This window comes from Bacteroides nordii, from assembly GCF_019930665.1.
In the GTDB taxonomy this organism is placed as follows: domain Bacteria; phylum Bacteroidota; class Bacteroidia; order Bacteroidales; family Bacteroidaceae; genus Bacteroides; species Bacteroides nordii.
In genome coordinates, this window is sequence record NZ_CP082886.1 from 3855220 (window position 1) to 3881830 (window position 26611).

Below are 26611 nucleotides of genomic sequence, written 5' to 3' on the forward strand. Positions count from 1 at the left end.
ACTATTTTATTGTCTGTTGCTATTTTTGACAAATATAAATATTATCATTAGAAAAATGAAGATATTGCATTATTTATTTCACATTATTTCTGACGAATATAAATATTTACAGGAGTTCCGGTCAGATTCCACTTCTCACGCATTTTGTTCTCAAGGAATCGCTTATATGGTTCTTTAATATACTGCGGCAGATTAGCAAAAAACACAAAAGAGGGCACCTGCGTATTAGGCAATTGAGTAATATACTTAATCTTTATGTATTTCCCTTTTATTGCAGGAGGTGGATAAGCTTCTATCAATGGAAGCAATTCTTCATTCAGACGCGCAGTAGGTATCTTTATAGTCCTGTTTTCATAAACTGCACGTGCTTCTTCAAGTACTTTTAAAATACGCTGTTTGGTCAATGCAGAAGCAAATATAATAGGAAAATCCACAAAAGGAGCAAAACGAGTACGGATAGCTTCTTCAAACGTTTTCATTACTTTTGCTGTTTTATCCTCTACCAAATCCCACTTATTCACAACAACGACAAGTCCTTTCTGATTCTTCTGGATTAAAGAAAATATATTCAGATCCTGACTCTCTATACCACGGGTTGCATCAACCATAAGAATACATACATCCGCATTTTCTATGGAACGGATAGAACGTACAACCGAGTAATATTCCAAATCTTCATTGACCTTATTTTTCTTACGAATACCTGCTGTATCGACAAGATAAAAGTCAAAACCAAACTTATTATAACGAGTATAGATTGAATCACGAGTCGTACCGGCTATTTCAGTAACAATATTACGCTCTTCACCAATAAAAGCGTTAACAATAGACGACTTTCCTGCATTCGGACGGCCTACTACAGCAAAACGAGGAATATCGTCATCCAGAATCTCAGCTGACTCCTTCTTAAATTTACTAACAATAAGATCCATCAGGTCTCCTGTACCACTACCGGTCATAGCTGAAATACAGTAAGGATCACCCAGTCCCAAACGATAAAATTCAGGAGCATTATACTGTAAGTCATGATTGTCTGTTTTATTGGCCACCATAATTACCGGACTTTTCGCACGACGCAAAATCGCTGCTACTTGCATATCCAGATCAGTAATACCATTCATCACATCCACCACAAACAGTATTACATCAGCTTCGTCAACTGCCATCAATACCTGTTTACGAATTTCTTCTTCAAATATATCATCTGAGTTGACAACCCAACCGCCGGTATCAACTACTGAGAATTCACGACCCAGCCATTCCGACTTGCCATATTGTCTGTCACGGGTTGTACCCGCTTCATCATTTACGATTGCCTGACGAGTCTTTGTCAAGCGATTAAATAAAGTTGACTTTCCCACATTGGGGCGTCCAACAATTGCAACTAAATTTCCCATAGTTCACGTGTTGTTTTTGCGACTATCACAGTCGTATGAATATTTTCTTAATCCAACTGATAACCAAAGTTGCGCAATTCCTTATCCGAACTACGCCAGTCTTTATCCACCTTTACGTATGTCTCCAGGAAAACAGTCTTCCCAAAGAAACGTTCCAGATCCCGACGAGCTTCAGTAGCCACTTTCTTTAAAGCTTTTCCCTGCTTTCCGATAATAATCCCTTTTTGAGAATCTCGCTCCACATAGATTATCGCACGGATATGTATCATCTTCGCCTCTTCCTTAAACTCTTCCACAACAACCTCTACCGCATAAGGTATCTCCTTGTCATAATACAGAAGAATCTTCTCACGAATAATCTCGTTTACAAAAAAACGAGCCGGCTTATCAGTCCATTGATCTTTTTCAAAATAAGGCGGAGAATCCGGCAATAATTCCTTTATTCGCTTCATCACATAATCCACATTGAATTTTGACGTTGCCGAGATAGGAATAATCTCAGCTTGCGGAAGTAAAGTTTTCCAGTCTTCTACAAGTTCAACGAGCTTCTCCTGATCTGTTAAGTCTATTTTATTAATAAGTAGCAACACCGGAACTGTCATCTGACGCACTTTCTCAACAAACTCATTATTTTTATCAGGAGTCTCTATCACATCCGTCACATAAAGCAATATATCCGCATCGGTCAATGCCGAAGTAGAAAAATTCAGCATAGACTCCTGCAACTTATAGTTTGGTTTCAGAACTCCCGGAGTATCGGAAAAAACAATTTGCATATCATCCGTATTATAGATACCCATAATACGATGACGAGTCGTTTGTGCCTTAAAGGTAGCAATAGAAACACGCTCCCCCACTAACACATTCATCAATGTCGACTTTCCGACATTCGGATTACCTACTATATTAACAAAACCTGCTTTATGCATCGCCTTTCATTTATTGATTTAGACAAAAAAACGCATCGAATCGAAATAAGATGCGTTTTATGTGTTATATTTTAGTAACATTTGTTACTATTCCTTCTTTCCATCATAACCCCACTTCACGTAAACAGCTCCCCAGGTAAAACCTGCACCGAATGCGGTAAAGATTAAGTTATCGCCTTTCTTTAGTTTATCTTCATAATCCCAGATACAAAGAGGCAGAGTACCAGCACTGGTATTACCATATCTGTCTATATTGATTAAAACCTTTTCAATCGGAAGCTCCAAACGATGAGCCACTGCGTCAATAATACGCATATTAGCCTGATGAGGAATTACCCAATTAATATTATCTTTATTCAGACCATTCCGCTCAGCAATAGCAGCACAACTATCAGACATATTTGAAACAGCATATTTAAATACGGTTCTACCTTCCTGATAGATATAATGCATATGGTTGTCTACAGTAAAATAAGAAGGGGGACAAACAGAACCACCCGCTTTCATATGGAGAAACGGCAAACCTTTACCGTCTGTTCTCAACAGAGAATCCATAACACCAAGCTCTTCAGTAGTTGGTTCCATCATAAAAGCAGCTGCACCGTCTCCAAAGATAGGACATGTAGCACGTTCCGTGTAATCTACCATCGATGACATTTTATCTGCTCCTACGAGAATCACCTTCTTATACCTTCCTGAACGGATATAATTGGCTGCAGTTTCTATTGCAAACAAGAAACCACTACAAGCAGCTTGTAAGTCAAAAGCAAATGCATTTTTTAATCCGAGTTTATCACAAAGAATAGAAGCTGTGGAAGGAAAGTGATAGTCAGCTGTAGTAGTAGCAACAATAACCAAATCAATGTCATCAGGATTAGCACCGGTCTTCTGCATTAACTGTCTGCAGGCCTTACGAGCCATATAAGAGGTACCTAATCCTTCTTCATTCAGAATTCGTCTTTCTCTTACCCCGATACGAGTCATAATCCACTCGTCGTTTGTATCTACCATCTTTGATATCTCGTCATTAGTCAAGACATAATCAGGTACATATCCACCGACTCCTGTAATTACTGCGTTTATTTTTTCCATCAATTCAAATTTAATTTAGCAATACTTATAATACTTAAAGCAGCCCGAGAGCAAGCTCCCTGGCTGTTTATTTAAGTATAAGTCTATTCAGACTGTACTATAATTTATACAGCTGCTTCTTTTTCGATAGCGAGTTTACCTCTGTAATAGCCGCAAGCGCCACATACAGTGTGATAAACGTGCCATTCTCCACAATTCGGGCAAATAGCTAATGTAGGAACCACTGCCTTATCGTGAGTTCTTCTCTTTGCAGTTCTTGTTTTTGATTGTCTTCTCTTAGGATGTGCCATTTTTCTTTAAACTTTAATTATTATCTAATATTTTTTTTAATTCATTCCATCGAGGATCTATTTGTTCCTCTGTCTCTTCTTCCACAACGACATCTTCTCCTCCGGCAGATTCATACGAATCTTCGCTGTCGTCATCGGCATTAGTTCTTAAATGTTTACTTAGCTTACTTGTCACCGCTTTATTACATTTTCCGGGAGCATGTACATGCTTCATCGGAATAGATAAAGCTATAAATTCATACATGAACCATGCCACATTGATCTCTCCTTCTTCTTCCGGAATCACAATGAGGTTATCACCTTCTTCTGCATATTCATGACCAAATTTCACCATCAACTTATCAGAAGAACTAACAGGCTGTTCCATTTCATCCAGACAACGGTCACACGGCACCCATACCATACCATCGGTCTGGAAACTCAGTTCAAAAGCACGAGATGTTCTCTTTACAGTTAATTCCACATTAACCTTACCTTTCTGAACCTCAGGGCCATCAATGTGAGTGAAATAAAGATTATCCAGTACAAACTCATACTTAACAGAGTCTGACTGCATTCCTTTCAAATCAATTTTGTATTTATCAAACTTTCCCAAAGCTTTACTTTTTTAATCGTTGCAAAGGTACAAAAAAAGCCTAAATATTCTGTTCTTCACCAGTTATTTTCCGATTTAGGACAATTAGATGGACAGAATTCGGGCGACAAAGATACAAATAATAATCCTCATAACACACAAATCATCAGTAAATATTCACTTTTTAAGTTCTATTCTAAATACTGTACCTTTATTTAGTTCGGATTGTTTCACAAAAATACGCCCGGAGTGATACTCTTCAACGATTCTACGAGCCAATGACAAGCCAAGACCCCATCCTCTTTTTTTAGTTGTATAGCCCGGCGTAAAGACTGTTTGATGTTTACTTTTTATAATTCCTTTTCCCGTATCCTCTACATCAATGTACCAGCGATTGGAAGAGTCCGTGACTGAGATGGTAATTCTTCCTACACCATCCATAGCATCTATCGCATTTTTACACAAATTTTCTATTACCCAACCAAATAAAGAAGCATTCAAAGGAAGAGTTACTGACGTCTCCGGCAAGTGAGTAACAATTTTCACTTTATCTGAGGTACGATGTGCTATATATTCAGTCACCTCTTTTAATAGTATCCGCAAATCAACTTCCTCCATTTCTGGCGCGGAACCAATTTTAGAGAAACGATTAGCAATCATCTGCAAACGGGCTACATCTTCAGCCATGCAAGGAATAAGACCATCCGAAGGGTATTCACTCTTTAATAATTCCGTCCAGGCCATAAGAGAAGAAATAGGGGTTCCTAACTGGTGAGCCGTCTCCTTAGAAAGCCCAACCCAAACTTTATTCTGTTCAGCCTTTTTAGAACTAAGTAAAGCAAAAATAGCTACCAATACAAATATCAGAACAACTCCTAACTGCACATAAGGATAAACAGAAAGCCGGGTCAGCATCAGAGAATCTTCATAGTAAACATCTATATAATCACTCCCTGGAGACAAATTAATACGGATCACACTTCCATATTGCTTCAAATGCTCCAACCGTTTATATAAAAAGGAAACAGAGTCATTGGAAGCAACGTCTATATTACGATAGGTTTGGATATCTCCTGCTTCCCCTACTACGATTACAGGAATCGTATTATTAGCATTCAGTACCTTCAACACCAGATTAAGGTCAGTCTTTTCATCAGCTGTATTAAAAGCACGCATGGCTTCCGCCCAAACCTCCATCCTAAGCCTTTCTTCCATTGAAAGATCTCTAACCAACTGATGAGAAATGTACAAAGAAGCCACGGCTATAACTATAGCAGAAAGAACTAGCACAACCTTTATTCGTCGAATATCAATAAATTGCATATAAATATAGATTTACTAATATATAACGTCCTATCGCTCTTTATATTGTACTTCCCACACTGGGAAGTTCTCCAGGCTGTGTTTACGTTGGTTCCCCACAGATTGGCACCGAGTTTCACAGGGGCACAGAAACTTTCACCACCGAGTTTCACAGAGAAACACAGAGTATTGATTATCCTTCATAAACAGAATAAACAAGAATACGGCTTATTCCTCTGTGAAACTCAGCGGTGAATAAAACAAAAGAATCCCCCTTCCATCAATCATCTTGACGAAAGGGGGATTCAAAAAACGGCGACTACCTACTCTCCCACTGTTACGCAGTACCATCGGCGTGATCAGGCTTAACTTCTCTGTTCGGAATGGGAAGAGGTGGAACCCTGATGCTATAGTCACCTGAAGAAGGTAGACATGTGTACAAAAAGCAATTCAGTCAAAAAGAACTAAACGTATATATAAACCATACAAAAAGGAAAGAAAACAAAAGTCAACGGGCAATTAGTAAGGCTCGGCTATGATATTACTACCTTTACACCTGCCTCCTATCAACGTCATCGTCTATGACGACCCTAAGAAATCTAATCTTGTGGCTGGCTTCGTACTTAGATGCTTTCAGCACTTATCCAATCCCGACTTAGATACCCAGCAATGCACCTGGCGGCACAACTGGTAAACCAGCGGTCAGTCCAACACGGTCCTCTCGTACTAGTGTCAGAGCCACGCAAATTTCATACGCCCACGATAGATAGAGACCGAACTGTCTCACGACGTTCTGAACCCAGCTCGCGTGCCACTTTAATGGGCGAACAGCCCAACCCTTGGGACCTTCTCCAGCCCCAGGATGTGACGAGCCGACATCGAGGTGCCAAACCCCTCCGTCGATATGAGCTCTTGGGAGGGATCAGCCTGTTATCCCCGGAGTACCTTTTATCCTTTGAGCGATGTCCCTTCCATGCGGAAACACCGGATCACTATGCTCTAGTTTCCTACCTGATCGACTTGTGGGTCTCCCAGTCAAGCGCCCTTATGCCATTACACTCTACCGCCGGTTACCAATCGGCGTGAGGGCACCTTTAGAAGCCTCCGTTACACTTTTGGAGGCGACCACCCCAGTCAAACTACCCACCAAACAGTGTCCTCGTAACAACGAGTTAGAACTCAAATAATCAAAGGGCCGTATTTCAACAGCGACTCCACAAATACTGGCGTACCTGCTTCAAAGTCTCCGGCCTATCCTACACATCAATTACCCAAATTCAATGTTAAGCTATAGTAAAGGTTCACGGGGTCTTTTCGTCCCATCGCGGGTAATCGGCATCTTCACCGATACTACAATTTCACTGAGCTCACGGTTGAGACAGTGTCCAGATCATTACACCATTCGTGCAGGTCGGAACTTACCCGACAAGGAATTTCGCTACCTTAGGACCGTTATAGTTACGGCCGCCGTTTACTGGGGCTTCAATTCAATGCTTCTCTTGCGATGACATCTCCTCTTAACCTTCCAGCACCGGGCAGGTGTCAGGCTGTATACGTGATCTTTCAATTTTGCACAGCCCTGTGTTTTTGTTAAACAGTTGCCTGGACCTATTCTCTGCGCCCCGCCATCACTGACGGGGACCCTTTATCCCGAAGTTACAGGGTCAATTTGCCTAGTTCCTTAACCGTGATTCACTCAAGCGCCTTAGTATATTCAACCCGACTACGTGTGTCCGTTTACGGTACGGGTACCTTTAAGATTAAGTTTAGCGGATTTTCTTGGGAGTATGTTTACACGCACTATTGGATTGTTCAGAAGAACGCTCCATACTATCAGGTTCGACTCTTGCGGTGGATTTGCCTGCCGCAATCAACATCTACACCCTTTAACGAACTATTCCGTCAGTTCGCGGCGCTGTCACGCCTCCGTCTCCACGTCACTCCTAAAGGTAGTACAGGAATATTAACCTGTTCTGCCATCGGCATCACCGTTCGGCTGAGCCTTAGGACCCGACTAACCCTGATCCGATTAGCGTTGATCAGGAAACCTTAGTCTTTCGGCGAGGGGGTTTCTCACCCCCTTTATCGTTACTTATACCTACATTTGCTTTTCCACACGCTCCAGCATACCTGACGGTACACCTTCAACGCAGAGTGGAATGCTCCCCTACCGATCATTACTGATCCCATAGCTTCGGTAAAACACTTGATGCCCGATTATTATCCACGCCAAACTCCTCGACTAGTGAGCTGTTACGCACTCTTTAAATGAATGGCTGCTTCCAAGCCAACATCCTAGCTGTCTTAGCAATCTGACTTCGTTAGTTCAACTTAGTGTTTATTTGGGGACCTTAGCTGATGGTCTGGATTCTTCTCCTTTCGGACATGGACCTTAGCACCCATGCCCTCACTCCTGTGATTGAACTAATGCGCATTCGGAGTTTATCAAGACTTGATAGGCGGCGAAGCCCTCGCATCTTATCAGTCGCTCTACCTCACATTAGTAATTCACAAGGCTGCACCTAAATGCATTTCGGGGAGTACGAGCTATCTCCAAGTTTGATTAGCCTTTCACCCCCACCCTCAGGTCATCCGGAAGCTTTTCAACGCTTATCGGTTCGGTCCTCCAGTTAGTGTTACCTAACCTTCAACCTGCCCAAGGGTAGATCACTTGGTTTCGCGTCTACTCCTTCCGACTATAACGCCCTGTTCAGACTCGCTTTCGCTTCGGCTGCACGTCTTCAGACGCTTAACCTTGCCGGAAAAAGTAACTCGTAGGTTCATTATGCAAAAGGCACGCCGTCACAACAAAAAGCTGCTCCGACCGCTTGTAGGCGCACGGTTTCAGGGACTATTTCACTCTTCTATTCGAAGTGCTTTTCACCTTTCCTTCACAGTACTGGTTCGCTATCGGTCTCTCGGGAGTATTTAGCCTTACCGGATGGTCCCGGCAGATTCACGCAGAATTCCTCGTGCTCCGCGCTACTCAGGATACCACTAGGGTTCAGATGGCTTCGTGTACAGGGTTATCACCGTCTATGACTGAACTTTCCAGATCATTCCACTCACCAACTTTCGTCCCAAAACGTGGTCCTACAACCCCAATTATGCCGTAACATAATTGGTTTGGGCTATTCCCCGTTCGCTCGCCACTACTAGGGGAATCATTATTTATTTTCTTTTCCTGCAGGTACTAAGATGTTTCAGTTCCCTGCGTTAGCCTACTGCAGTGCAGTATAATTGGTCTTCAACCAATTGGGTTGTCCCATTCGGAAATCCGCGGATCAAAGGTCATTTGCACCTACCCGCAGCTTATCGCAGCTTATCACGTCCTTCATCGCCTCCGAGAGCCAAGGCATCCGCCATGCGCCCTTTCTTACTTTCATTATCTTGCCTTTATACTGTTAAAACAACAGCGTACGGTTCGATATATACTTTTAGCTCTTTACTAAATTTACTTTTTTTATGTACAACATGTCAAAGATCGTTTCTTTTTAGTTTGTCAGTTTGTCTGTTCATTAGGTCGTAAGTTTTAAAACTTACCAACTCAGAAACATATAAACTCAAAAACCTAAAGAGAGTGGAGAATAACGGATTCGAACCGTTGACCCTCTGCGTGCAAGGCAGATGCTCTAGCCAGCTGAGCTAATCCCCCTTCGAAGAATTGAGAAGAAAGAATCAAGAACGACTTAATCACAAGGATTTATCATTTTCAACTTTCAATTGTCAATTCGAGAAGTAGTCCCAGGCAGAGTTGAACTGCCGACCTCTACATTATCAGTGTAGCGCTCTAACCAACTGAGCTATAGGACTAGTTCAAACTGAGCCTATTATTAGACCCGGCTTCTGTTTTCTCTTGTTTATCTCTATCTATACTTCTATAGATGGTTGATCTATATCTATAAATAAACAAGTACCAGTAGTACAGTTAGAACCTTAATAAAGTCATATGTCTTTAATTGTATGAACAATCAGAGTTGAATTGTCAACTGTCAATTGTCAACTGTCAATTAAAATCGCGGTATCGCTCCAGAAAGGAGGTGTTCCAGCCGCACCTTCCGGTACGGCTACCTTGTTACGACTTAGCCCCAGTCACCAGTTTTACCCTAGGACGCTCCTTGCGGTTACGTACTTCAGGTACCCCCGGCTCCCATGGCTTGACGGGCGGTGTGTACAAGGCCCGGGAACGTATTCACCGCGCCGTGGCTGATGCGCGATTACTAGCGAATCCAGCTTCACGAAGTCGGGTTGCAGACTTCGATCCGAACTGAGAGAGGCTTTTGGGATTAGCATCACGTCGCCGTGTAGCTGCCTTCTGTACCCCCCATTGTAACACGTGTGTAGCCCCGGACGTAAGGGCCGTGCTGATTTGACGTCATCCCCACCTTCCTCACATCTTACGACGGCAGTCTCTCTAGAGTCCTCAGCATGACCTGTTAGTAACTAAAGATAAGGGTTGCGCTCGTTATGGCACTTAAGCCGACACCTCACGGCACGAGCTGACGACAACCATGCAGCACCTTCACATTTGCCTTACGGCTGTTGGGTTTCCCCAACATTCAAATGCAATTTAAGCCCGGGTAAGGTTCCTCGCGTATCATCGAATTAAACCACATGTTCCTCCGCTTGTGCGGGCCCCCGTCAATTCCTTTGAGTTTCACCGTTGCCGGCGTACTCCCCAGGTGGAATACTTAATGCTTTCGCTTGGCCGCTTGCTGTATATCGCAAACAGCGAGTATTCATCGTTTACTGTGTGGACTACCAGGGTATCTAATCCTGTTTGATACCCACACTTTCGAGCCTCAGTGTCAGTAACAGTCCAGTGAGCTGCCTTCGCAATCGGAGTTCTTCGTGATATCTAAGCATTTCACCGCTACACCACGAATTCCGCCCACCTCTACTGTACTCAAGACACACAGTATCAACTGCAATTTTACGGTTGAGCCGCAAACTTTCACAACTGACTTACATGTCCACCTACGCTCCCTTTAAACCCAATAAATCCGGATAACGCTCGGATCCTCCGTATTACCGCGGCTGCTGGCACGGAGTTAGCCGATCCTTATTCATAGGGTACATACAAAAAGCCACACGTGGCTCACTTTATTCCCCTATAAAAGAAGTTTACAACCCATAGGGCAGTCATCCTTCACGCTACTTGGCTGGTTCAGGCTCTCGCCCATTGACCAATATTCCTCACTGCTGCCTCCCGTAGGAGTTTGGACCGTGTCTCAGTTCCAATGTGGGGGACCTTCCTCTCAGAACCCCTATCCATCGAAGGTTTGGTGGGCCGTTACCCCGCCAACTGCCTAATGGAACGCATCCCCATCTTTTACCGAAATTCTTTAATAATAATCCCATGCGGAAATATTATGCCATCGGGTATTAATCTTTCTTTCGAAAGCCTATCCCCGAGTAAAAGGCAGGTTGGATACGTGTTACTCACCCGTGCGCCGGTCGCCAGCAATGTATTGCTACATCCTGATGCCCCTCGACTTGCATGTGTTAAGCCTGTAGCTAGCGTTCATCCTGAGCCAGGATCAAACTCTTCATTGTAAAAGTATTGTTGATTTACTATTAGACGATTGACAATTTACAACTGAAATTACCAAAAGACAATAGCAAAGTCGTTGCTCTGTTCAGGATACCGTTATTTATTGACCTTATTTCAAATACCTATATATATAAGTATTGACGGTTCTAATTTCTCAAAACATTTTATTGTTTTGGACTTGTACTACTTGTATTGTTTATCAATTTTTCAAAGAACGCTTCGTTTTTAAAATCGCTTCGTTTCAAAAGCGGGTGCAAAGGTAAAGGACTTTTTTATAACTACCAAATGTTTTGGGAAGTTTTTTTAGTTTTTTTTTCCGAGGATTCTCTAACAGCTCTCTTGCGAAAGGAGAAAAAACCTACAAAGAAAAAACGCCTTTTCATTTGCGAATCGGACTGCAAAGATAAGAACTTTTAAACTTTAAAACCAAATCTTTTCAGAAGTTTTTTTTGTTTATTCATTATCCGGTAATCCGCGCTTTCAATATGTCAATCTTAAAAGGCTTAGCTCCTCTGGCTAAGCGGATGCAAAAGTAGACCTTTTTACAATATAAGCAAAATATATCAGGAATTATTTTAGAATAAAAAGAAATCTTTTTTGTAAGACGCTGATTTGCAAAGGTGTTGTAAAACATAAAAAAAGAAACAGGGAAAGAAAGAGAAAAAGAGGAACACATTATAATATATACGCGCGCATATGAATGCGCGAGAGAGAAAAAAACAAAGAAGGATAAAAAGGAAAGAGGAAGAAGGAGATACTTAAGATGAAACGGGAGAGATTTTGACAAAACAGGAAGGAAGAGGCAGGGAGAGAGAAAGGGGATGTAAAATATTGGAAACAAGCGGAGAGAGACTTGTAGAGAAACAGGCAGATCATCGTAGAGAAACGGGGCGATCTCCGTAGAGAAACGGGGCGTTTCTCGTAGAGGAAAAAACAAAAAGATAATTGATTGAAAACCAGATAATTACAAAACACAAGATTGTACACTTATTTTATTAAGAAACAAGAGGAAAGGGAGGAAAACAAAAAGAAACAAAAATGAAAAATAAAGACATATATTAACAAAATTAGAATATAAACAGAATAAGCCATATTAATACCATCTATATACAACGCCTCTCTATTTCTCTTTTTTAAAACAATTATAGTAATCTCACAAAAGCACAACTATTTAAGTTATAAAAGTGAAGCCGAACAAAAAGAAAAATAACTTCATATTCGACAGTCAATTTAAAAGACATACATCTTCAAACTGAAAAAACAGTTATGAAAGAATATATGAAAAAGAAAAAATGATCCGAAAAAGAAATCAACAAGAATACTTGTAAAGTGAAAATGAAGAAAGGAAAATATAAATAGATTACTCTATACTTTTATAATCCACAGACAGTACAAAACATCTTATAAAAAGAAAGTTATGTCCGTATTCCCCATTTTTATATCCCTCCATATAGAGAAATACGAAACTATTTCAGCTCAAACGAAAGAAAATCTTTCTTTTTTCGTATTTTTGTCCCAATATGCACGCTTCTACGCAGAAGCCAAGAAGAATAACTGAATAAATGAAAGTAATAGACCTCATACATAGCAACGAGAAAACAGCTTTTTCTTTTGAAATCCTCCCCCCTCTGAAAGGTACAGGGATTGAGAAATTATGCCGGGATATTGATACATTGCGTGAATTCGACCCTAAATATATCAATATAACAACACACCGGAGTGAATATGTGTACAAAGATCTGGGTAACGGATTGTTTCAGCGTAACAAACTTAGAAGACGTCCGGGAACAGTAGCCGTAGCCGCTGCCATTCAGAATAAATACAATATCACGGTAGTCCCACACCTTTTATGTAGTGGCTTTACCCGTGAAGAGACAGAATATGTACTGCTTGACCTCCAATTTTTAGGTATAACTGACCTATTGGTACTCCGTGGAGACAAGGCTAAACACGAATCGGTGTTTACTCCCGAAGGAGACGGTTATTATCATGCTATCGAATTACAGGAACAGATCAATAATTTCAATAAAGGTATCTTTGTTGACGGATCGGAAATGAAAGTCACCAATACTCCATTTTCATATGGTGTGGCTTGCTATCCCGAGAAACATGAAGAAGCTCCTAACATGGATTCGGACATCTACTGGCTGAAGAAAAAAGTAGAGGCCGGAGCTGAATATGCTGTAACCCAACTCTTCTATGACAACCAGAAATACTTCGACTTTGTAGAGAAAGCCAGACAGGAAGGTATCAATATTCCTATTATTCCGGGAATAAAACCTTTCAAAAAAGCTTCGCAACTAAGCATGATACCCAAAACCTTCAAAGTGGATCTTCCGGATGATCTGGTGAAGGAAGCACTGAAATGTAAAAATGAGGCAGAGGTACAGCAAGTAGGTGTAGAATGGTGTGTTAAGCAATGCCGGGAACTGATGGCACATGGAGTATCAAGTATACATTTCTACTCTATTGGTGCCGTAGACAGCATTAAAGAGGTTGCTAAAGAGATTTATTGAATCATGAATTGTGATTCATAATTTGTGAACGATTAAATAATAAATAGAATTGTGTTTTTTAAAGACGTAATCGGACAAGAAGAAACAAAGCAGCGACTCATTCAGGAAGTGAATGAAGGTCGTATTCCACATGCACAACTTATTTGTGGGCCGGAAGGAGTGGGTAAACTACCTCTGGCTTTGGCATATGCACGCTATATCAGCTGTACCAATCGTGGTGCAACGGATGCTTGTGGAGTTTGTCCGTCATGCGTGAAGTTCAGTAAACTGGTACACCCGGATGTGCATTTTGTATTTCCTGTTGTGAAATCCGGGCGAAGTGACGATTATATAGTAGAATGGCGGCGGATGGTATTAAATAATCCGTATTTCAATCTCAATCATTGGTTGAATGAGATTAATGCAGAAAATGCACAAGCCGTCATCTATACCAAGGAAAGTGATGAGATAATGAAGAAACTCAGCTTGAAATCAAGCGAAGGTGGATTTAAAATCACAATAATCTGGCTGCCGGAGAAGATGCAATTAGCTTGCTCCAACAAGCTACTGAAACTTTTAGAAGAGCCACCCGAAAAAACAGTTTTCCTCTTGGTTTCCGAGGCACCAGACCTTATTCTGCCAACTATATTAAGCCGAACACAACGTTTTAACATCCGCAAGATAGATGAAGCAAGCATAGCGCAAGTGCTTCAACAGAAATATGGTGTACAGCAGGCAACCAGTGTAACTATCGCCCATCTGGCAAACGGGAATTTTATCAAAGCCCTCGAAACAATTCATCTGAATGAAGAGAGCCAGTTATTCTTTGAGCTCTTTGTCAACCTGATGCGACTCTCCTACCAACGGAAAATACGGGAAATGAAACTATGGAGTGAACAAGTGGCTGCTCTGGGGCGCGAACGTCAGAAGAATTTCTTATCTTACTGCCAGCGAATGATAAGAGAAAACTTCATATACAACCTGCATCAAAAAGAGTTAGTCTATATGACGCCCGATGAACAGAATTTTTCAACCCGCTTTGCACCATTCGTCAATGAGAGAAATGTGATAGGCATCATGAATGAGTTGAGTGAAGCGCAACAACATATCGAGCAGAATGTGAATGCCAAAATGGTGTTCTTCGACTTCTCGTTAAAAATGATTGTACTGTTGAAAAGTTAAAAAAGAGAGAGAGGAGAAAAGGAAGAGTTAATTCAGTAAATAGTAAATTGTAAAATTATAAATATATAGATGGATTTTAAGTTACATAATGGGAGCGGTAGCCTTTGCTGCAAAAGTTGCTCCCGACAAGATAATAAACTGAACACCTACGATTGGCTGGCAGATATACCAGGCAATGCTGAGGAGAGTGACATGGTGGAGGTTCAATTCAAGAATACCCGCAAAGGATACTATCGAAACAGTAATAAAATTAAGTTAGAAAAGGGTGATGTAGTAGCTGTTGAAGCAACACCCGGACATGATATCGGTGTAGTAACACTGACGGGACGCCTCGTTCCGTTGCAAATGCGAAAAGCAAACATTAAGCCAGATGTAGAAATTAAACGTATCTACCGCAAAGCCAAACCGGTAGATATGGAGAAGTTTGATGAAGCAAAAGCTAAAGAGCACGCAACAATGATTCGCTCACGCCAAATAGCGTCCAGCCTGAATCTGGATATGAAAATAGGAGACGTTGAATATCAGGGAGATGGTAATAAAGCCATTTTCTACTATATTGCGGACGAACGGGTAGACTTCCGCCAATTGATCAAAGTACTGGCAGAAGCATTTCGTGTCCGTATCGAAATGAAGCAGATTGGTGCACGTCAGGAAGCCGGACGTATCGGTGGTATCGGTCCTTGTGGACGTGAGTTATGCTGTGCTACCTGGATGACCAGTTTCGTATCCGTATCTACAAGTGCAGCCCGCTATCAGGACATTTCCCTTAACCCACAGAAACTTGCCGGACAATGTGCCAAGCTGAAATGTTGCCTGAACTACGAAGTAGATTGCTATGTAGAGGCACAGAAGCGTCTGCCTTCTAAAGAAATTGAATTAGAAACAAAAGACGGAACGTTCTATTTCTTCAAAGCGGATATTTTAAGTAATCAGATCTCCTACTCTACCGATAAAAACTTCCCCGCTAATTTGGTAACTATTAGTGGTAAAAGGGCTTTTGAAGTCATCGGAATGAACAAAAGAGGTGCTAAACCGGAAAGTTTACTGGAAGAAGAGCACAAACAAGAACCTAAAAAACCGGTTGATCTGGTAGAACAGGAAAGTTTGACTCGCTTTGACCGTGATCGTCGCCGAAAGGAAGGAAAAGAAGGAGCCGAAGGTGGAAACCGTAACAGAAAGAAGAAAAAGAACAATGCGAATCGTCCGCAGCAAGAAGCTGAAGGAAGAACAGGACGTCCACAACAAGATAATGGCAATCGTCCGGGACGTTCACAACAGGAAGCCAACACTCGCCCGGAACGACCGGTACAACGGGAAAACGGACCACGCCCTAATCGTCCGCAACAGAATAATGCAGAAGGACAGCAACAAACGCCACAATCCAATAATGATGGTGAGCAACAACGTCCACGTAACGATCGTTCGAAAAACAACAATCGTCCACGTAATAATAATGACAGACGTGGAGAAAGGCCACAAAACGGAGAAAAACCGCAGAATGGAGAAAGACCACAAAACAACGAGAAGCCAGCTAAAGAGAGAAATGAAAAACCTACTCAGGAATAGCATATGGATTCTGTTAGCTACCTGTCTGACAGCCGCTTGCAACGAAAACACTGTGTATCACTCTTACCAATCCATACCTACAGAAGGATGGAAGAAGAGTGATACACTCTTTTTCAATGTCCCGATCAAAGATTCGTTAGCCCTACTCCAGCTATCTGCAGAAATACGTAATGAAAGTAATTACGCTTACCGGAATATCTACTTAACTGTTAGTCACAATCTTGAAAACAGTACGGTATGGAAAACAGATACATTACTGCTTATCCTCGCAGACAAAGAAGGCAAGTGGAATGGTACCGGCTGGGGAAGTTTATTTCAATCAACTTTGCCTATCGGCTCTGCCATTGTCCGGCACCCGGGAAATTATACCTTTAAAATAACACACGGAATGCAGGATGAACTACTGAAAGGTATCAATGACGTAGGGGTCAAAATTGAAGGGAGAGGGGAGAATTGAGAAGGGAGAAGTGGGCTGCGCTATCACGCTGCATAGTACTTCTCCCTTCTCAATTCTCCCCTCTCCCTTCTTTACAGTCTCCTTCCGCGCCCTGCATCAATCCGCAGGAAAATAAAAAGTAAAATTGTAAATCCCCACAGAGAAGAACCTCCATAACTAAAGAAAGGCAATGGAATGCCAATCACAGGTGTCAATCCAAGTACCATACCAATATTAATAAAGATATGGAAAAGGAATATACTAACTACCGAATACCCATATACACGCCCAAAAGCAGAAGGTTGCCGTTCAGACACTGCAATAAGCCGTAATATCAGTGCCAAAAACAGCAGCAGCACAATAGATGATCCAACAAAGCCCTGCTCTTCACCTACCGTACAAAAGATAAAATCAGTGTCCTGTTCGGGAACATACTTCAACTTTGTCTGTGTACCATTCAGGAATCCTTTCCCTGTAAGGCCACCGGAACCAATAGCAATTTTTGATTGATTTACATTATAGCCGGCACCGGTCAGGTCTTCTTCCATACCCAGTACAACTTTAATACGAATCTGCTGATGTGGCTCGAGGATATTATCGAAAACATAATCGCTTGAATAGAGAAAACCGACAGATCCAATAGCAAACAATCCGATGAGCATATAAGATTTCTGACGTTCACTCAAAGAGAGAAACATCAGATACCCAACCACAGCAACACAAAGTACCCATTGTACCCATACCAGATTAAAAGGTACAATATATTCCGAGATGAGGAAAGCAAGAAGCATCACAACCAAGCTACCTGCAATGATATTCCGCATCGGCTTCCACTTCTTTCTATAAACCCACACCATGCCACCGGCAAACAACAACACCATAGACAGAACTGAAAATTCTCCGATGGGAGTAGGCGTATCGGCTATAAATACCTGATCAAAACGTATACCAACAACAAAATAGACTACAGCACACACACCGGAAAAGAGTACGACTCCCGGCATACCTTCACGATAAAGCACCAGAAAAAAGGCCAGATATACCAGTGCAGATCCCGTTTCCTTTTGCAGAATAATCAGTATCATAGGAAGCATGATAAAGGCGAGCAGTGCCAGAAAACACTTCCCTTTCCTGATATTAAAGGAATAGGAGTTGATATATTTGGCTAACACCAGGGCAGTGGCAAACTTAGCAAACTCTGCCGGTTGAAGATTTACAGGCCCAAGTTTGATCCATGAATTGGAACCTTTAATATCACTACCTATAAATATGGTAGCCACGAGCAGAAGCATCATTCCTATATATATAATGTAGGAAAACATATCGTACATCCTGTCTTCGAGCATCAGTAAGATAAATCCCAGACCAAATGAGCAGATAATCCACATAAACTGCTTACCGGCACGGGTAGAAAAATCAAGGAAGTCCCGGTCGCCATAGTCATAACTGGCTCCGCAAACACTGAACCATCCGGCAATAATAAGGAGCAGGTAAATAGCAATTGTTACCCAATCCAGCGTTTTCCATAAACTATCGTTCCTCGTCACCATACATTATAATTCTATCGCTAAACTCTGCTGCCTTTGCTTCACTGGCCGGAGAAAGTTTTCCATTCAAATATTGTTCTATCATCAAAGTACCAATAGGTACACCATAGGTTGCACCAAACCCTCCATTCTCCACATAGACTGCAATGGCTATCTTGGGATTATTCATCGGAGCAAATCCCATAAAGGCAGAGTGGTCATGCCCACGATTCTGTGCCGTACCCGTTTTACCGCATATCTCACCTTCGGGAAACATATAACCGGCTACTCTACAGGTTCCTCCCGTTACAGCGGCACGCATTCCCTTTACTACCTCTTCATAATGTATGCGGTCAATGGTGGGCACACGGGGAGTCCGGTAAATACTGTCAAGCTGATTATCCTGAATCTCTTTCACAATATGTGGAGTGATAAAATGTCCGCGGTTGGCAATCGTCGCACTCAAATTTGCGATTTGCAAAGGAGTGGCCAGAATCTCCCCCTGCCCGATAGCAATACTGATCACAGTCAATCCGTTCCAGCGCCCCTTGTAAGGTTTATCATAAAATGCAGCATTGGGTATCAACCCTCGTCCTTCACTGGGCAAATCCACACCCAACTTATAGCCGAAGCCTTGAGATACCATATGATCTTTCCAGACAGTTATAGCATTTTGCGGCGAACCGTACTTACGGTCGCCAAACATACGAAACAATCCCCAACAGAAATAAGAGTTACAGGAAGTGGCCAACGCCGGCACCAGTGGTAATGGAGAGCCATGAGCATGACATCCCACTTTCAAGCTCCCATATATAAATCCATGATAGCATGGGAATGCCGGAGTATTTTCCTGAATAATCCCTTCTTGTAAGAAAGTTAATGCCTGAGCAGCTTTAAAAGTTGATCCCGGAGGATAAGCTCCCATCAAAGCACGATTCAACAGAGGCTTACGCTTGTCCCGCTGTAACATCAAGTGATTCTTACCCCGCTGCCGCCCGATCATCAGATGCGGATCAAAATCAGGGGAGGAAACCAGACATAGAATTTCTCCTGTCTCGGGCTCAATGGCAACAATACTTCCGATTTTATTCTTCAGCAAGCGTTCGCCCAGCATCTGCAGATCAATATCCAGTCCTAAAGTGAGATTCTTACCCGGTATAGAAGGACGATCGAACTGACCATCCATATAATGCCCCTGAATACGTCCGTGAGCATCGCGAAGCAAAACTTCAACCCCCTTCTCGCCACGAAGGTATTTCTCATAGGATTTTTCTACTCCCTGCTTACCGATATAATCTCCACGGATGTAATAATCATCATTTTCAATATCACGCATTGATACCTCGCCAATATCTCCCAAAGCATGAGCAGCAGAATTATAGGTATACTGCCGGATGGTACGCCGCTGTATATAAAATCCCTGAAACTTAAACAGCTTTTCTTGGAATACCCCACACTCTTCAGCAGATAACTGGGACATGAATACTTGATTGGTATATCTTGAATAGCCCGGATTTCTCCGGCGGTCTTTCATGTCGGACATTATTTTCAGAAACTGCTCCCGCGTGATATTCAATGTCCGGCATAGATCAAGTGTATCCAGATTTTCAATTTCTTTGGGAACAATCGTTATGTCATATGCCGGCTGATTGAAAACAAGCAATTTACCGTTACGATCATACATTGCCCCACGCGAAGGATACTGTATCTTATTCAGAAAAGCATTACTATCAGCATTCTTTTTATAATCATCGGTGGATATCTGCAAAAAGAAAAGCCGTACTATATAGATAAACACAATACAAATAGCAGTTCCTGCGATAACAAATTTTCGTTTCTCTAATACATAATCTTTTGCCATGCCTATCTCCTTATCCCTTCAACAGCCATAATACACGTAACAGTCAGCAGGGTACATGCGACTACCCTTAGCAACAACAGCGGTATGCTGGAAAATGAAAAGAACTCGATAGTGAGCAGGATCAGATGATGCACAAAAACACTTGTCACCGTAAACTTCAGAAAAGAAGCAATCCCCATCGTCCGGATAGAAGGTATGATGCTGTCTAATGTATCACGCGGAGTAAACAACCGCAGAAATGTGGGACGCACAAAAGCCAGAAATACAGTTGCCGCCGCATTCATCCCCGGAGTATTGGAAAATATATCTATGGTTAGTCCTAAGAAGAAAGCCCATAACATCAATTCGTTCCGGGAAGTGCCGGAAGCAAATTTCAAGATGAAATAGACATATAAGAAAGGAGTGGCATAGCCTGCAATATGAACATTATTTAGAATCAGTACCTGAAGAAGGACTAATCCTACAAACCATCCCATCCTGTGTATATAGTGTATCATCATTGCTTCGTACTCATATTTTCAAGTTCCTGCTGTTCCATTTGCCCGGTCCGGGCAATCACTCTCACATCACCCAGTTTTCCGAAGTCCGTAGCCAGTTTAATCTTTAGTAAATAAGAAAGTCCGTCATTGGAATCGGACATATCGTCTACTGTACCTACCATAACACCTGCCGGAAAAACAGTGGAATACCCGCTGGTCACTACCGTATCTCCTAAATTAAATTCGGCATGACGGGGCAGATCTTTCAAATAGGCGTAACGTGAGTCACCATGCTCCCATTTCAGATAACCGAAATACTCACTACCTACAATTTTACAACTTATACTCGATTTACTGTTCAATACAGAAATAACAAGTGAATAGTTGGGAGATGTCTTATATACAATACCTACAACCCCGTTTCCATCCACCACTCCCATCTCGGGTCGAATACCGGAAGAGGAACCTTTATCCAATGTAATGTAGTTATCTGCCTGATTCAAACTATTCCGAATGACATGTGCTTTGAATATCTGATAGTCCTTATTATCAAGATTCCGGATACTGTTTACAATAACCGAATCTACCTGGCGCTCTCTCAATGCATTCTCCAGATTGGCTATCTGCTGCTCAAGCAACATATTACGATCAAGCAAATCTTCGTTTACTGACTTCAAATGAAAATAAGAAGAGACACTTCCGGAAACCTCATAAACCTTGCCGGTAACAACATTGGCAGAAGTGAAGTAAACACTCTGCTGATAGTTATTAAAGCGAAATAATAGAACAAAACAGATCACCTCCAGCAAAATGAAGAGAAACCAGTAATTGTACTTAAGAAGGAAGTTCAGTAAATTCCGCATAATTATTAATAATGTGTCAATATGCTAATATGCCAATGTGCCAATTGGTTGCGCTATAATACCGCATGGTAATTGGCACATTGGCATATTGGCACATTATTACATTATTTATCTCATTAAGAACGAGAAGCGGTCAATATTCTTCAACGCCACTCCTGTTCCTTTTGCCACTGCATGAAGAGGATCTTCGGCTATGTGGAAAGGAATATTGATTTTGTCTGTCAGACGTTTGTCAAGGCCACGGAGCAATGCACCACCACCTGCCAGATAGATTCCGCTGTGAACAATATCGGCATACAATTCGGGAGGTGTATTTTCCAATGCGCTCAACACGGCAGTTTCAATCTTAGAGATTGATTTCTCCAGACAGTGAGCCACTTCCTGATAGCATACAGGTACCTCCATCGGAAGTGCTGTAATACGATTCGGTCCGTGAACGATATAATCTTCAGGAGCATCATCACCCAATTCAGTAAGGGCAGCACCTACATTAATCTTAATACGTTCTGCCATACGCTCACTCACCTTCACGTTATGCTGGCGGCTCATGTATTCCTGAATATCAGCAGTAAGATCATCACCGGCAATGCGGATAGAATTATTAGAAACAATACCTCCCAATGAGATAACAGCAATCTCAGTAGAACCACCACCTATATCAACAATCATATTTCCTTCGGGCGCCTCTACATCGATACCAATACCGATAGCTGCCGCCATAGGCTCGAATACCAAATAGACATCGCGTCCTCCGGCATGCTCTGCAGAGTCACGAACAGCACGAAGCTCAACCTCCGTACTACCCGAAGGCACTCCGATAACCATACGGAGAGAAGGAGAGAACAAATGACTACGGGTATTCACCTGTTTGATAAGGCCACGCATCATCTGTTCACAAGCATAGAAATCAGCAATTACACCGTCACGGAGCGGACGGATGGTACGTATATTTTCGTGAGTTTTCTCATGCATCATCTTTGCCTTCTCACCCACGGCAATCATCTTATCAGTACGACGGTCCAAAGCTACCACTGACGGTTCGTCCACCACAATCTTACCATTGGTAATGATGATGGTATTGGCAGTTCCCAGGTCCATCGCTATTTCTTGTGTAAAAGAGAATAATCCCATGTATATTTACGATTTAACTATTTACAATTTACGATTGATATTACTCCTTATTACAATTCTCAGATTTATGATTTACAAGAAGCAAGCTTCAATTGTAAATCGTAAATCGTCAAATCATAAATCTTTTTAGTGTTTAAAGTGACGAATTCCCGTTGTCACCATTGCAATACCATGTTCATTGCAATACTCGAACGTTAATTCATCTTTTACAGAGCCACCCGGCTGGATAACTGCTGTTACTCCCTCATTACCCGCAATTTCAACACAATCGGGGAAAGGAAAGAATGCATCCGAAGCCATCACTGCCCCATTCAGATCGAATCCGAATGATTTAGCTTTCTCGATAGCTTGTTTGAGAGCGTCAACGCGTGAAGTCTGTCCTACACCACTTGCCAGCAACTGTTTGTTTTTAGCCAGTACGATAGCATTGGATTTGCTGTTCTTCACTATTTTATTAGCAAACAGCATGTCCTCTACCTCTTCGGGAGCAGGTGCTTTATCAGTCACGGTCTTTAAGTCGGCCACGGTTTCGATGTTCAGGTCTCTCTCCTGTACCAACACGCCGTTCAGCAATGAGCGGAACTGCTTCTTGGGCAACTTAGCTTCCTTGCGAACCAAAATAATACGGTTCTTCTTCTGTCCCAGAATTTCAAGCGCATCTACATCATAATCCGGGGCAATCACTACTTCAAAGAATATTTTGTTAATCTCCTCTGCAGTTTCTTTATCGATCACAGCATTCGTAATCAAGACTCCGCCAAAGGCAGAAACCGGATCACCAGCCAACGCATCTTTCCATGCATCGAGCACAGTAGGACGTGAAGCTAACCCGCAGGCATTATTATGTTTCAAGATAGCAAAAGTAACATCTTCAAATTCATCAATCAGTTCAACAGCTGCATTGATATCCAACAGATTGTTATAAGAGATTTCCTTTCCGTGAATCTGGTCGAACATAGCGTCCAGGTTTCCATAGAAATATCCCTTCTGATGTGGGTTTTCACCATAACGGAGCATCTTCTGATCATTGGCAGACTGACGGAAAGCCGAACCTTCTTCTGCATCAAAGTAATTGAAGATGGCCGAATCATAGTGTGAAGAAACAGCAAAAGCCTCTTTGGCCATCCAGCGGCGTTCTTCGAGTGAAGAAGTAGCCCCATGCTCCATCAACATATCGAGCAATGGTTTGTACTGCGCCTGAGAAGCAACGATCACTACATCATTGTAGTTTTTAGCAGCGGCACGAATCAGTGAGATTCCACCTATATCAATCTTTTCGATGATTGAAGCCTCATCAGCACCCGATGCTACGGTTGCTTCAAACGGATATAGATCTACAATCACGAGGTCTATTTCCGGTATTTCATATTTCTCAATCTGCTGGATATCTTGTTCCAGTCCACGACGGCAAAGGATTCCTCCGAAGATTTTCGGGTGAAGTGTCTTCACACGGCCTCCGAGGATAGAAGGATAAGAAGTAAGATCTTCTACAGCCTTGCAAGGATATCCCAATGATTCGATAAACTGACGAGTTCCACCAGTTGACAGAAACTCTACTCCCTCTTCATACAGTTTGGTGATAATTTCATCCAAACCTTCCTTATGATAAACCGATACCAATGCGGTTTTTATTCTTTTTGACTCAGACATGGTTTACTTATTAAGTATTTGATGCGCAAAGTTACGAAATATTGTTTATCGCGCGTAATAAACAAGGTGTGAATTAATAATAAAAAAGCGCCGACTTAAAAGATTAGAAGTCAGCGCTTTGTTGTATATGCTATTGTTTATACAAATCTATTACCAAATAGAGACCCTTTTGTCAACCGGAAGGAACATCGGATTTTCCTCTGTTATACCGAATGCATCGTACCATGCACCTATCTGAGGCAATGCACCATTCACACGCCATTTGCCTAATGAATGCACATCCAGTTTGGTCAGACGAAGAATTTCTTCAGGGCGGATATTACCGGCCCACACATTGGCATAGGCAAGGAAGAAGCGTTGTTCGGGTGTAAAACCGTTTTCATCTTTCAGAGGTGTTTGGGCTGTTGCATTCTTAAATGCCTGGAAAGACACCTGCAAACCGCCATGGTCAGCGATATTCTCACCCAATGTCAATTGTCCGTTGGCATACACACCCGGAGCAACCTCTATACTGTCAAAAAAGTTAACCATCACCTGTGCACGCTCTTCAAAATTTTTGGCATCTTCTTCAGTCCACCAATCTTTCAGGTTACCCTCTTTGTCATACTGCCGGCCCTGGTCGTCAAATCCATGTGTCATCTCATGACCGATCACTACGCCGATAGCACCATAGTTGAAAGCATCATCGGCATTCATATCAAAGAAAGGATATTGAAGGATACCCGCCGGGAAGCAAATCTCGTTGGTAGTTGGATTATAATAGGCATTTACCGTTTGCGGAGTCATCAGCCACTCATCTTTATCCACCGGCTTACCGGCTTTAGCTATCATCTCTGCATGCTCCCACTGGTTGGCACGTTCTATGTTAGCCCAATAGGAATCGTCTTTAATTTCAAGAGAAGAATAATCTTTCCATTTGTCCGGGTAGCCGATCTTTACATGGAAGGTAGCCAGTTTTTCCAGTGCTTTTTCTTTGGTCTCATCACTCATCCAGGTAAGCTCTTTGATACGTTCACCCAAAGAAGTCTGCAAGTTTTTCACCAGCCCTACCATACGTTCTTTGGCTGCAGCAGGGAAATATTTCTCTACATACATCTGTCCCACTGCCTCACCTAAAGAACCGTCAACCGCACTTACAGCAGATTTCCAACGTGGCTTCATCTCTTTTCTACCAGACATCGTCTTTCCGTAGAAATCAAAGTTCTGTGCTACAAAATCATCGCTCAGGTAGTTGGCAGCACTGTTTATAAGATTCCATTGTAAATAGGCAATCTGATCTTCCAACGCAACCGTATCAATGATGTCATTTACTTCTTTCAGTGAAGCGGGCTGGCCAATGTTCACCTCTTCCAGGTTATTCACCCCAAGAGTAGAAAAGAATACATCCCATGCAAAAGGAGCATATTCCTTCTTCACATCAGCCATCGTTTTCTTGTTATAGTTGGCGTGCGGATCACGCAACTCTACCATAGAGCGTGCTGATTTAGCCAGACGGGTTTCGATGTTCATAACAGCTTTCATCGCTTTCTGTGCAGCAGCTTCATCAGATCCAGCCAACCGGAACATCTTAACGATATGCTTCTGATAGGCATCGCGTATCTCTTTAGTCTTATCATCATTTTCAAGATAATAGTCGCGTTCCCCCATACCTAAACCACCCTGATAGGTCTGTACCATGTTCATTGAGCTGTTCATATCATCAGCACTCACATAAACAATGAAGTAAGGATGAATGCCATTTCTATGCATTTCTGCTATCATCGGATAAATCTCCGATTTATCTTTCAGAGCAGCTATCTTTTCCAGCTCTGCTTTAATAGGAGCAGCCCCTTCACGGTTCAGTTTTACACTGTCCATGGCAATGTTGTAAAGGTCCCCTACTTTCTGAGCGATACTACCTGCCTCGTGCTGAGCAGACGCCAGTTCCTCAATAACCTCATGAAGTTGCTTGCGATTGTTCTCGGCAAGCATATCAAATGAGCCAAAACGTGAATACTCGTCTGTAAGCGGATGATTTTTCATCCAACCGCCGCAGGCATACTGATAAAAGTCGGTTCCCGGAAGAGCCATCGTGTCAAGGTTGGCAAGATCTATGCCGGACGTAAGGGCGGCCTGTTGCTTGCTGCTGTTGCATCCTGTAGTCATCATGCAGATTGCAAGAATTGGTAAATACTTTACTCTCATATTATATATAATGTTATAGGGTTATAGGGTTGTAGGATTAAGAGTGATGGGATTGGAGGTAGAAATTATAGAATGGGTAGGAATCATATATCGTACATCA

The 26611-nt window shown here is 42.1% G+C and carries 17 protein-coding genes, 2 tRNA genes and 3 rRNA genes; 4 read left to right on the forward strand and 18 right to left on the reverse strand.

Annotated elements, in window-relative coordinates:
* Positions 1-83: 83 nt before the first annotated feature.
* The 11 genes from der to K8P02_RS15310 form a co-directional block, all read right to left on the reverse strand.
* Positions 84-1397 (reverse strand): ribosome biogenesis GTPase Der, encoded by a 1314-nt coding sequence (gene der, locus K8P02_RS15260; RefSeq protein WP_002562384.1) that lies wholly within the window; start codon positions 1395-1397, stop codon positions 84-86.
* 47 nt (positions 1398-1444) lie between these two features.
* A complete protein-coding gene (era, locus tag K8P02_RS15265; protein WP_002562385.1) occupies positions 1445-2326 on the reverse strand; it encodes a GTPase Era in 882 nt (293 codons plus the stop codon).
* An 87-nt stretch (positions 2327-2413) separates the two neighbouring features.
* Positions 2414-3418, reverse strand: a complete 1005-nt coding sequence (locus K8P02_RS15270; protein ID WP_002562386.1) for a beta-ketoacyl-ACP synthase III — start codon at positions 3416-3418, stop codon at positions 2414-2416.
* A 104-nt stretch (positions 3419-3522) separates the two neighbouring features.
* Positions 3523-3708, reverse strand: a complete 186-nt coding sequence (gene rpmF, locus K8P02_RS15275) for a 50S ribosomal protein L32 (protein ID WP_081768163.1) — start codon at positions 3706-3708, stop codon at positions 3523-3525.
* A 13-nt stretch (positions 3709-3721) separates the two neighbouring features.
* On the reverse strand, positions 3722-4303 hold the full coding sequence (locus tag K8P02_RS15280; RefSeq protein ID WP_002562388.1) for a YceD family protein: 582 nt from the start codon (positions 4301-4303) through the stop codon (positions 3722-3724).
* Between the two features lie 156 nt (positions 4304-4459).
* Entirely contained in the window at positions 4460-5605 is a 1146-nt protein-coding gene (locus K8P02_RS15285; protein WP_007487138.1) for a sensor histidine kinase, read from the reverse strand.
* 289 nt (positions 5606-5894) lie between these two features.
* Positions 5895-6005: ribosomal RNA gene (rrf, locus tag K8P02_RS15290) — 5S ribosomal RNA — on the reverse strand.
* Between the two features lie 78 nt (positions 6006-6083).
* Positions 6084-8970 (reverse strand): 23S ribosomal RNA (locus K8P02_RS15295).
* A 195-nt stretch (positions 8971-9165) separates the two neighbouring features.
* Positions 9166-9239: transfer RNA gene (locus K8P02_RS15300), tRNA-Ala, on the reverse strand.
* Between the two features lie 84 nt (positions 9240-9323).
* A tRNA-Ile gene (locus K8P02_RS15305) sits at positions 9324-9397 on the reverse strand.
* A gap of 220 nt (positions 9398-9617) precedes the next feature.
* Positions 9618-11140: ribosomal RNA gene (locus K8P02_RS15310) — 16S ribosomal RNA — on the reverse strand.
* Together the 16S, 23S and 5S rRNA genes with 2 tRNA genes alongside form the textbook arrangement of a ribosomal RNA operon.
* A gap of 1560 nt (positions 11141-12700) precedes the next feature.
* On the opposite strand from K8P02_RS15310, the gene metF reads away from it, so the two are divergent.
* The 4 genes from metF (at position 12701) to gldH (ending at position 16838) form a co-directional block, all read left to right on the forward strand.
* Complete coding sequence (metF, locus tag K8P02_RS15315; RefSeq protein WP_002562688.1) at positions 12701-13654, forward strand: methylenetetrahydrofolate reductase [NAD(P)H]; 954 nt, start codon at positions 12701-12703, stop codon at positions 13652-13654.
* Positions 13655-13705: 51 nt separating this feature from the next.
* Positions 13706-14815 (forward strand): DNA polymerase III subunit, encoded by a 1110-nt coding sequence (locus K8P02_RS15320; protein WP_002562689.1) that lies wholly within the window; start codon positions 13706-13708, stop codon positions 14813-14815.
* Between the two features lie 69 nt (positions 14816-14884).
* Positions 14885-16381, forward strand: a complete 1497-nt coding sequence (gene ricT, locus K8P02_RS15325) for a regulatory iron-sulfur-containing complex subunit RicT (RefSeq protein ID WP_025867966.1) — start codon at positions 14885-14887, stop codon at positions 16379-16381.
* Positions 16359-16838: a gliding motility lipoprotein GldH gene (gene gldH / locus K8P02_RS15330; protein WP_002562691.1), complete on the forward strand. Its 480-nt coding sequence runs from the start codon at positions 16359-16361 to the stop codon at positions 16836-16838. The genes ricT and gldH overlap by 23 nt, the downstream gene beginning before the upstream one ends.
* A gap of 71 nt (positions 16839-16909) precedes the next feature.
* On the opposite strand, the gene rodA is transcribed toward gldH, so the two are convergent.
* The 7 genes from rodA to K8P02_RS15365 all read right to left on the reverse strand — a co-directional run bounded on the left by rodA (position 16910) and on the right by K8P02_RS15365 (position 26511).
* Positions 16910-18367 (reverse strand): rod shape-determining protein RodA, encoded by a 1458-nt coding sequence (gene rodA, locus K8P02_RS15335; RefSeq protein ID WP_025867965.1) that lies wholly within the window; start codon positions 18365-18367, stop codon positions 16910-16912.
* Positions 18348-20204, reverse strand: a complete 1857-nt coding sequence (locus tag K8P02_RS15340; RefSeq protein ID WP_025867964.1) for a penicillin-binding transpeptidase domain-containing protein — start codon at positions 20202-20204, stop codon at positions 18348-18350. The genes rodA and K8P02_RS15340 overlap by 20 nt, the downstream gene beginning before the upstream one ends.
* Positions 20205-20206: 2 nt before the next feature.
* A complete protein-coding gene (gene mreD / locus K8P02_RS15345; RefSeq protein ID WP_002562694.1) occupies positions 20207-20704 on the reverse strand; it encodes a rod shape-determining protein MreD in 498 nt (165 codons plus the stop codon).
* Positions 20701-21546, reverse strand: a complete 846-nt coding sequence (mreC, locus tag K8P02_RS15350; RefSeq protein WP_002562695.1) for a rod shape-determining protein MreC — start codon at positions 21544-21546, stop codon at positions 20701-20703. The genes mreD and mreC overlap by 4 nt, the downstream gene beginning before the upstream one ends.
* 108 nt (positions 21547-21654) lie before the next feature.
* Positions 21655-22677, reverse strand: coding sequence for a rod shape-determining protein (locus tag K8P02_RS15355; RefSeq protein WP_025867963.1), 1023 nt, complete (start codon positions 22675-22677; stop codon positions 21655-21657).
* A gap of 126 nt (positions 22678-22803) precedes the next feature.
* Entirely contained in the window at positions 22804-24327 is a 1524-nt protein-coding gene (gene purH, locus K8P02_RS15360) for a bifunctional phosphoribosylaminoimidazolecarboxamide formyltransferase/IMP cyclohydrolase (protein ID WP_007487679.1), read from the reverse strand.
* A gap of 150 nt (positions 24328-24477) precedes the next feature.
* Complete coding sequence (locus K8P02_RS15365; protein WP_025867962.1) at positions 24478-26511, reverse strand: M13 family metallopeptidase; 2034 nt, start codon at positions 26509-26511, stop codon at positions 24478-24480.
* Between the last annotated feature and the right edge of the window lie 100 nt (positions 26512-26611).

Coding starts and splice junctions, on each gene's coding strand:
- era (WP_002562385.1), bottom strand. CDS start 2,326: ATGCATAAAGCAGGTTTTGTTAATATAGTAGGTAATCCGAATGTCGGA.
- gldH (WP_002562691.1), top strand. CDS start 16,359: ATGAAAAACCTACTCAGGAATAGCATATGGATTCTGTTAGCTACCTGT.
- rodA (WP_025867965.1), bottom strand. CDS start 18,367: ATGGTGACGAGGAACGATAGTTTATGGAAAACGCTGGATTGGGTAACA.
- K8P02_RS15270 (WP_002562386.1), bottom strand. CDS start 3,418: ATGGAAAAAATAAACGCAGTAATTACAGGAGTCGGTGGATATGTACCT.
- mreC (WP_002562695.1), bottom strand. CDS start 21,546: ATGCGGAATTTACTGAACTTCCTTCTTAAGTACAATTACTGGTTTCTC.
- rpmF (WP_081768163.1), bottom strand. CDS start 3,708: ATGGCACATCCTAAGAGAAGACAATCAAAAACAAGAACTGCAAAGAGA.
- metF (WP_002562688.1), top strand. CDS start 12,701: ATGAAAGTAATAGACCTCATACATAGCAACGAGAAAACAGCTTTTTCT.
- mreD (WP_002562694.1), bottom strand. CDS start 20,704: ATGATGATACACTATATACACAGGATGGGATGGTTTGTAGGATTAGTC.
- K8P02_RS15340 (WP_025867964.1), bottom strand. CDS start 20,204: ATGGCAAAAGATTATGTATTAGAGAAACGAAAATTTGTTATCGCAGGA.
- der (WP_002562384.1), bottom strand. CDS start 1,397: ATGGGAAATTTAGTTGCAATTGTTGGACGCCCCAATGTGGGAAAGTCA.
- K8P02_RS15285 (WP_007487138.1), bottom strand. CDS start 5,605: ATGCAATTTATTGATATTCGACGAATAAAGGTTGTGCTAGTTCTTTCT.
- ricT (WP_025867966.1), top strand. CDS start 14,885: ATGGATTTTAAGTTACATAATGGGAGCGGTAGCCTTTGCTGCAAAAGT.
- K8P02_RS15355 (WP_025867963.1), bottom strand. CDS start 22,677: ATGGGATTATTCTCTTTTACACAAGAAATAGCGATGGACCTGGGAACT.
- purH (WP_007487679.1), bottom strand. CDS start 24,327: ATGTCTGAGTCAAAAAGAATAAAAACCGCATTGGTATCGGTTTATCAT.
- K8P02_RS15365 (WP_025867962.1), bottom strand. CDS start 26,511: ATGAGAGTAAAGTATTTACCAATTCTTGCAATCTGCATGATGACTACA.